The 1,664-nt window shown below is 53.9% G+C and carries 3 protein-coding genes; 2 read left to right on the forward strand and 1 reads right to left on the reverse strand.

What is annotated here, in order from left to right; translation table 11 throughout:
* Nucleotides 1-188: hypothetical protein (locus tag AC1D1X_RS22615; RefSeq protein WP_477699258.1), on the reverse strand; the 188-nt coding region annotated here is incomplete at its 3' end.
* 178 nt (nt 189-366) lie between these two features.
* Between AC1D1X_RS22615 and AC1D1X_RS22620 the strand changes: the two genes are divergently transcribed.
* Both AC1D1X_RS22620 and AC1D1X_RS22625 read left to right on the forward strand, forming a co-directional pair.
* A complete protein-coding gene (locus AC1D1X_RS22620; protein ID WP_477699259.1) occupies nt 367-1,404 on the forward strand; it encodes a hypothetical protein in 1,038 nt (345 codons plus the stop codon).
* 19 nt (nt 1,405-1,423) lie between these two features.
* The gene (locus tag AC1D1X_RS22625; protein ID WP_477668877.1) at nt 1,424-1,609 is read left to right on the forward strand and encodes a hypothetical protein; all 186 of its coding nucleotides are present in this window, start codon (nt 1,424-1,426) and stop codon (nt 1,607-1,609) included.
* Nucleotides 1,610-1,664 lie beyond the last annotated feature (55 nt).

Below are 1,664 nucleotides of genomic sequence, written 5' to 3' on the forward strand. Positions count from 1 at the left end.
GCCTCCGCCTCCGCCTCCGCCTCCGCCTCCGCATTCACCGCCGACACCAAATAACCGGCCGACAACCGAAACGCCATTTCGCGGATTCRGCTCAGCAAAGAAGAACTCGCGACGCTAAAAAGGAGAGACCATGTCATCGATATCTGCAATCGGCCGAAATCCGAATCCTGATCCGCGTCCTCATCCATCTCCGCAGCCAATTCCTGAACGAAAGGATTCCCCTTTCCGCGGTTTCGGCTCGGCGCTGYGTAAAAAGCGAAAGGACTAACTGCCATGTTTAACAAAGGATGTGTGACGTGTCGGCTCCGAGTTTTACGATTCGGGTGGAGGATCCTTGCGCCAAACAACAACAATTCTCAGGTTGCGTTGGCCATTGTGGTCATTGCCTTCTCTTCGCTTATCGGTCTCCTTTGCGCCTTCATGTATGGTTTGGCGTCGCGCAGTACCGGAGGTTGGAACAGTCTTACCGGTGGATTTGTGGCCGTGCTTGCATGCGTCGGTGCCTTTTCGGCTGGTGGGATGCTCGGGTTGCTGTTTGGATCGCCCAACTGGGGCGGTGCAGGCGTGCAGGTGAAAGAAGGCAATGGCGAGAAACCGCAGCAGGGGATCCGCCCCAATACGAGTTTGGAACGCATCGCCGATTGGCTGACAACGATGATTGTGGGTCTGAGCCTGGTGAATTTGAGAGCCATCGAAGAGCGCTCCAACGTCCTTGGGGTGTGGTTGACGCAGGCGATTTCGGGAAGCACTAGTGCCGGCAATGGAACGCCTGGCATCGTCATTGCCATTTCTTTCGCATTTTTCGGCTTCCTGCTCGTTTACCTATGGGCCATGCGGTTCTTGCCAGCTGAGTTGCGCAGTTCATATTCTGATCTGTCGGCACAGATGCAGGACATCAAAAGCAGCATCAACGATATCGAAGTCAAATTCCGAAAGGAACCCCTTTACAAAGTACCCGCGGACACACTGACTAGAACGGAAACAAGGCTGATGGCCGAAGGTGTGGACGAAGCAACTATCAAGGAGGTGACTCGTCGTTACTCTGCCGCGCAAGCGATAGACGACGAACCCATGAAGGATTTCGGACCTACTGATGCACAGGGCTATCGCGTATTGGTCAAGGTGAGTAATGTGGGCGGTAGACAGTGCCAGATCGAAACACGAGTAAAAGTGCCGGACGGCAGTACCGCAACGAAAGTATTCTGGCTGTTTCACAACACTTTCACCCCAGGGTTGATTGACGAGTGCCCCATTAAGGACGGGTATGCCACTTACACAACGATGGCCGACGAGTCATTTTGGCTTGGCGTGATAGTGCCGTTGGCCGGCGCAGACTCTGTTCGCCTAGCGATGAACCTGGCCGAGGCCGACGGAGCACCCGAAGCCTTTAAAGCCAAAAGCTAACTTTKAAAGACAGACGATCATGTCCACAGCGAAGAAATCATTGATTCTCAAGGTCTCGTCCAAAAAGGCACCAGCCAAGAAAGCTGCGGCAAAGAAGGCACCAGCCAAGAAAGCCGCCGCAAAGAAAGCGCCAATTAAGAAGGCTTCAGCGAAAAAGGCGCAGAGCCCTTTTCGCGGATTTGGCACTGTGGCAAGAATGGGATAGCGCTTGTTTATTCGTCAAAGTATCCAGTCCGACTACTGCGCGGTCTACGCAACAG

It is taken from the genome of Polaromonas sp. P1_G4, from assembly GCF_056405475.1.